Below are 5730 nucleotides of genomic sequence, written 5' to 3'. Positions count from 1 at the left end.
CAAAGGGAATGGCGGCGGAGAGGAGGTTCTCATCCTCGAAGGTGGGAAGTTGACGCAGCACCTGCGCCAGCGGCCCGGGGGCCAGTTTGGCGGCTCAACCGCTGGAACGGGAGAGGCTGGTCAGACGAACGGGTTTCTCGGTCATGGGGTCACCTCCTTTCTGGTTTTTTCGGGATAGTCACAGGTCCTATGTGTCCTACAGGTCCCACTGGTCGCATGGGACTGTTGGGACCTATAGGACATGTGGGACAATTAGCTGTCTTTCGGCAGTTTCCACGCCACCCGCGCATCCCCCTTGCGCAGGGTGTATTTGAGAGCGTCGCAGTGCTCGAGGAAGGCCTGCACCTGTTTGCGGGCGCTGCCCAACTGGTCGCGAAATTCGGCCAGGGTCAGAGTCTCCTGGCCGGCAAAGTGGGTCTTGAGCTTTCCCATGGCGCTGCGGTAGGTGTCAATATGGAAGAAACTCTCGTCGCTGAGCCTTACCAGGCGGCTGGTGCTGAAGAGGTAGGCGAGGAGCGGTTCGGTGCGTACCGGGTCGAGGCCCAGCCGCTCGAGCATCTCCTGCTTGTTTTTCGCCTGCGCGCCCTCCTCGCGGTAAGCCGCCTCGATCCGCTCGACGGTTTTTTGTTCTGCGGCCGAGAGCGTCGGGGCGTAGCCGGGCCGGGCCAGCAGCTCCCCCTGCTGGGCCAGGTCCCCTTCGGCCAGAGCGGCGGCCAGCAGTTGATCGAAGGCTTTTGGCGCCAGAGCCGGCGGCAAGGCGCCCTTCAGCGTCGCATGGGGGATGCCGTGGAGCAGCGGGGTCGCGGCGTGAAAGCGGTCGGTCTCTTCGGTCAGTCTGAGGCGCCAGGCGCGCACCGTCTCGGCGGTCACCCACTGGTCGGCGAGGCTAACCAGCTTCCCTTCGGCTTCCAGCTTCTCCAGGTGGCCGGCGATCCGCTCCTGGCCCATCCCGGAGATGAGCTCGAGCTCCTTCACCCTGGCGCATCCCTGCTCGAGGAGCTTCTGCAGCAGGAACGACTTTTCTCCCGATTCGAGTTCGGCGAGCGCCTGCATGACCTCGGCACGGAAGCGGCGGTGCTTGACCGGATTGGGATCGATAACGACACCGCCGCCGATGGTGGTCATCGGCGAATAGGAGCGGAGGATGAAGCGGTCCTGGCGGTGGGCAACCAGCGGCCGGTCGAGGTGGATCTGGACGATGGCACTCTCCCCCGGCTCCAGCAGGTCGCGGTCGAGCAGCGCCACCACGCCGACCACCCGGGCGGTGCCGAGGAAGAAATGCACCGGATCGCGGAACTTGAGCGGCCGCGGTGCCGTCGGCAGCAGGGTAAGGCGGGCGTCGAGCCGCTCGGTCTGTTCGAATATCCCCGGTGTGCCGACCACGGCGCCGCGCTGCAGTCGCTGCCGGTCGAGACCGACCAGGTTGAGGGCGACCCGCTGACCGGCCGCCGCCTCCTCCATCTTTCTGCCGTGCACCTGCACTTCGCGCACTCGCACCCGTTCGCCGGGGGGGAGGACCTCCACCGTGTCGCCGACCTTGACCTTGCCGGAGAGGAGGGTGCCGGTCACCACCGTGCCGAAACCGGCCACGCTGAAATGGCGGTCGATGGGGAGGCGCAGCGGCCCGTCGGCGTCCTTCGGAACACTGCTCTTCAGCACCTCGCGGATGGTCTGCACCAGTTCGGGGATGCCCGTACCGCCGAGCGCGGAGACCCGGCAGAAGGGGGCGTTCCCGAGAAAGGTTTCGGCCACCTCCTCGCGGATCTCCTCCTCGACGAGGTCGATCCAGTCTTCATCGGCAAGGTCGCATTTGGTGAGGACGACGATGCCGCGCGGAACCTCGAGCAGTTGCAGGATCTGCAGATGCTCGCGGGTCTGCGGCATCACCCCCTCCATGACGTCGACCACCAGCAGTACCAGATCTATGCCGCCGACGCCGGCGAGCATGTTGTGGATGAAGCGCTCGTGGCCGGGGACGTCGACCACTCCGGCGATCTCCCCGCCCGGCAGGCGGAAGGGGGCGAAGCCGAGCTCGATGGAGATGCCGCGCTCCTTCTCCTCCTTGAGCCGGTCGGTCTCCTGGCCGGTGAGCGCTTTGATCAGGGCGGTCTTGCCGTGGTCGACGTGGCCGGCGGTGCCGATGATGAAGTGGCGGGGAGTCGGGGTCATAGAGAGAAGGCGTCGGTCACGGCGCGCAGGAGATCCACCTCCTCGCTGCGGGCGATGGTGCGGGGATTGAGCAACAGACGACCTTCCTGAATCCGTCCCACCACTGGTGGGGTGCCGGTGCGCAGGCGGGCGGCCAGGGCGTCAACCGAGAGGTTCTGCGGCGCCACCGCCACGGCGAAGCCGGGCAGTTCGGTCAGCGGCAGCGCGCCGCCGCCGACGGTCGAGGTTTCGGCGACCACCTCGATGCGGGCCGCCTCGCCAATCGCCTTCGCGAGTTTTTGGGCCAACCGGCGGCTGCGGCTCCGGAGTTCGGTGGCGGGAACCGCCAGCATGCGCAAGACAGGGATTTCGGCCAGCGCCCGCTGCGGATCGAGGTAGAGGCGGAGCGTCGCCTCCAGCGCCGCCAGGGTCAGCTTGTCGCTGCGCAGGGCGCGGGCCATGGGGTGTTTGCGGATCTTCTCGATCGCTGCACGCCGACCGACGATGAGGCCCGCCTGGGGGCCGCCGAGCAATTTGTCGCCGCTGAAGGTGACGACGTCGATTCCCGCCGCCACCGCTTCGGCGACGGTCGGTTCCCGGGGGAGGCCGAAGGGGGAGAGGTCGAGGAGCATGCCGCTGCCGAGATCCTCCATCACCGGCAAACCGTGCTCGCGGCCGAGTCCGACCAGTTCGGCGGCAGTGACGGCAGCGGTGAAACCGACGATGCGGTAGTTGCTGGTATGCACCTTGAGCAGCAGCCCGGTCGCTTCGCCGATCGCTTCACGGTAGTCGCGCAGGTGGGTCTTGTTGGTAGTCCCCACCTCGCGCAGCAGCACGCCGCCGGCAGCCATTACCTCGGGAACGCGAAAGGCGCCGCCGATCTCGATCATTTCGCCGCGCGAGACGATGGCCTCCTTCCCCTTGGCCAGCGCCGTCAGGGCGAGCAGCACCGCCCCGGCGTTATTGTTGACCACGGTCGCCGCCTCGGCGCCGGTCAGGCGCAGCAGCAGTTCTTCGATGTGGCTATAGCGGTGGCCTCGCTCGCCGCTGGCGAGGTCGAACTCGAGGTTGGAATAACCGCGGGCGACCGTCGTGACCGCCTCCAGGGCGGCCGGGGCGAGAGGCGCCCGGCCAAGGTTGGTGTGCAGCAGGGTGCCGGTGGCGTTGATCACCGGCCGCAGGGCCGGCTCGGTCCTGGCCCGGGCGAGAGCGGCAGCGCGGGCGGCAACGATTGCCGGAGAAAGGTCGGGCGATGCCCCGGCGAGGACCTCCTTGCGCAACTCGGCCACCGTCTGCTGCGCCGCTTCGACCAGCAGAAGATGTGGGATGTCCCCGGCTTGGTCGCGCAGGGCCGGCTCGTTCAGCAGTCGGTCGACGGCGGGGAGTCGGCGCAGAAGGGTGTTTTTGTCGTTCATGGGCAGGCCGCCAGTGGAAGGGGGATTTGGCGGGAGTAGATGAGAATCGAACTCACCAGGGACGGGATACGCCCCTCACCGGTTTTGAAGACCGGGCGCGCCACCAGGCTACGAACTACTCCCGTATTCTCGATGTTTCAAGGGCGGATGGTCCGCCCCGCCTTCTGCAGGGTCTCGGCGATGTCGAGCATGTTGGTGACCCGTCCCACCGCCAGCTTATCCTTGAGGTGATAATAGTCGAGGCAGAGGCCGCAGGAGGCGATGTCGGCCCCCAGGCAGGCGAGTTTCTCCAGGGCCTCCAGCGCCTCGGACCCTTGGGTGGTGAGCTTCACTCCGGCGTTGACGAAGAGCAGGACATCGGGGACGGCCTCCAGTTCGGTCAGGGTGAAGAGAAAATTCTTCAGCAGGATGCGTCCCAGCTCATCGCTGCCGCTCCCCATGGTGTCGGCGGCGATGAAGGCGACCGTCTTCCCCTGTACGGCCGCTCCCGCCGCTGCTTCGGCCGGTTTCGTGCCGGGGTTCAACTCGAGGGCGAAGCCACCCTCGGTGGTTCCGACCCGAACTTCGTAGCCCTGGTTCCTGGCCAGGCGCGAGATGTTCTCCCGGGCGGTTTCGTCACCCACCAGGACCGTGAGCGGGAGGCCCGGTTCGGCGAGCAGCAGTTTGCGGGTTTCGACCACGGGGTGGGGACATTTATGGGCACGGCAATCGAGAGTTTTCATTGACGCTCGCATTTCTTCAGAGGGTGTAAAATTTCGAGACACTATAGTGGGTTGCGGTCTCTTTTGCAAGGGTTCCGAGTGCCCGGGGGACGGACGGGTGGGGTGCAAAGCGGGGAATCAACTGCTACACTGCTGCTGTGGCATGAAAATTAAAGGTGAAGGAGGTAGGTGATGCGCAGACTGTTGCTGGTGCTTTGTCTCGCTCTGTCTCTGGCCGGTTGCGGCGACCGGGCCAAGGAACTCTACGAGACGGCGCAATTCGAGGAGAAGCAGACCAACGCCGAGCATGCCGGCAAGCTCTATCGGGAGATCATCGAAAGGTATCCCGATTCTCCGTATGCGGTCCAGGCGAAGGCACGTCTGGCGGCACTGGGACAGTAGCTCGAGGTCTGCATGACCCGAGCACGGGCTACCGCATCGTCAGGGGGATTTCTCCCTGTCCACCGTATCCAGATAATCCCGCAGATTGCGGAACCCCAGCAGCCGCGCCAGGGAGGGCTGGAAGACGAAGGGGAGGACAGCAAAGTAGATGATTGCCGCCACGATGCCGAGCCAGAGGGAAAGGCCGAAGGCGAGGCGGATTCCGGCCAGAAAGAGGACAATCCAGGCGAGGTCGATGGTCCCCCGGCCGAGTGGGGTGGACGGATAGACAGCGGGACGTCGCGCCGGCGGCAGCTTGCGGCACATCAGGCTGCAGGAGTGAAGCAGGCCGGCGGCAAGCAGCAGCAGGGCGCTCCAGGTGGCGGGAGTCATCGCTGCTTCGCGGCCATCACCTCGCCGGCAGGCACCAGGCGGGCGACCGACTCGACGTGCGGCGTCTGCGGGAACATGTCGACCGGTTGCACCTCCGCCGTCCGGTAGCCGAGGACGGCCAGGATGTCGAGGTCGCGGGCCAGGGTCTCGGGGGCGCAGGAGACGTAGATCAGAGTGCGCGGCTGCAGCCCGGCAACCGCCTCCAGCACCTGTCGTTCGCAGCCGCTGCGTGGCGGGTTGAGGACGGCCACGCTCCCCGGCTGGACCTGGGAGACGAGATCCTCGATCAGTTCGGCTGCGTCGCCGGCGAGAAAGGTGCAATTGGCGAGCCCGTTCATGCGAGCGTTTTCCTTGGCGTTGCGGACCGCTTCCTCGACGGATTCGATGCCGATCACCCGGCCGGCGTCGGCCGCCAGATGAAGGGCAATGCCGCCGATGCCGCAGTAGAGGTCGAGGGCGACCTCCTGCCGGGAGAGCTGCGCCCACTGTCGCACCAGCGCATAGATGCGGGCGGCCTGCTCGTTGTTGACCTGGAAGAAGGAGGCCGGGGCGATGCGCAGGCGGATGTTGCCGACCATATCGAGAAGGTCGGGGGTGCCGAGAATGCGCAGGGTTTCCCGGCCGAAGATGGCGTTCCCCTCCGAGGGGTTGACGTTCTGCTGCACCGAGACGACTTCCGGCACCTTCTTCTG

The 5730-nt window shown here is 66.3% G+C and carries 6 protein-coding genes and 1 tRNA gene; 1 reads left to right on the top strand and 6 read right to left on the bottom strand.

Translation table 11 applies throughout. From position 1 onward, the window contains the following. Positions 1–252: 252 nt before the first annotated feature. From selB to yedF, 4 genes are all read right to left on the bottom strand, one after another. The gene (selB, locus tag VD811_13365; GenBank protein HXV21970.1) at positions 253–2169 is read right to left on the bottom strand and encodes a selenocysteine-specific translation elongation factor; all 1917 of its coding nucleotides are present in this window, start codon (positions 2167–2169) and stop codon (positions 253–255) included. Next, positions 2166–3563 (bottom strand): L-seryl-tRNA(Sec) selenium transferase, encoded by a 1398-nt coding sequence (gene selA / locus VD811_13360; GenBank protein ID HXV21969.1) that lies wholly within the window; start codon positions 3561–3563, stop codon positions 2166–2168. The genes selB and selA overlap by 4 nt, the downstream gene beginning before the upstream one ends. Before the next feature lie 27 nt (positions 3564–3590). Further along, a tRNA-Sec gene (locus VD811_13355) sits at positions 3591–3686 on the bottom strand. 14 nt (positions 3687–3700) lie between these two features. Next, positions 3701–4285, bottom strand: coding sequence for a sulfurtransferase-like selenium metabolism protein YedF (gene yedF / locus VD811_13350; GenBank protein HXV21968.1), 585 nt, complete (start codon positions 4283–4285; stop codon positions 3701–3703). A 171-nt stretch (positions 4286–4456) separates the two neighbouring features. Here yedF and VD811_13345 point away from each other — a divergent pair, with 171 nt between their 5' ends. Beyond that, positions 4457–4666: a tetratricopeptide repeat protein gene (locus VD811_13345; protein ID HXV21967.1), complete on the top strand. Its 210-nt coding sequence runs from the start codon at positions 4457–4459 to the stop codon at positions 4664–4666. 39 nt (positions 4667–4705) lie between these two features. On the opposite strand, the gene VD811_13340 is transcribed toward VD811_13345, so the two are convergent. Together VD811_13340 and rlmD are read right to left on the bottom strand one after the other, a co-directional pair. Beyond that, a complete protein-coding gene (locus VD811_13340; protein ID HXV21966.1) occupies positions 4706–5038 on the bottom strand; it encodes a hypothetical protein in 333 nt (110 codons plus the stop codon). Further along, positions 5035–5730: 23S rRNA (uracil(1939)-C(5))-methyltransferase RlmD (rlmD, locus tag VD811_13335; protein HXV21965.1), on the bottom strand; the 696-nt coding region annotated here is incomplete at its 5' end. The genes VD811_13340 and rlmD, both read right to left, overlap by 4 nt.

It is taken from the genome of Desulfuromonadales bacterium (genome assembly GCA_035620395.1).
Classification (GTDB): Bacteria; Desulfobacterota; Desulfuromonadia; order Desulfuromonadales; family DASPGW01; genus DASPGW01.
This window is presented reverse-complemented; position numbering and strand designations above follow the sequence as displayed.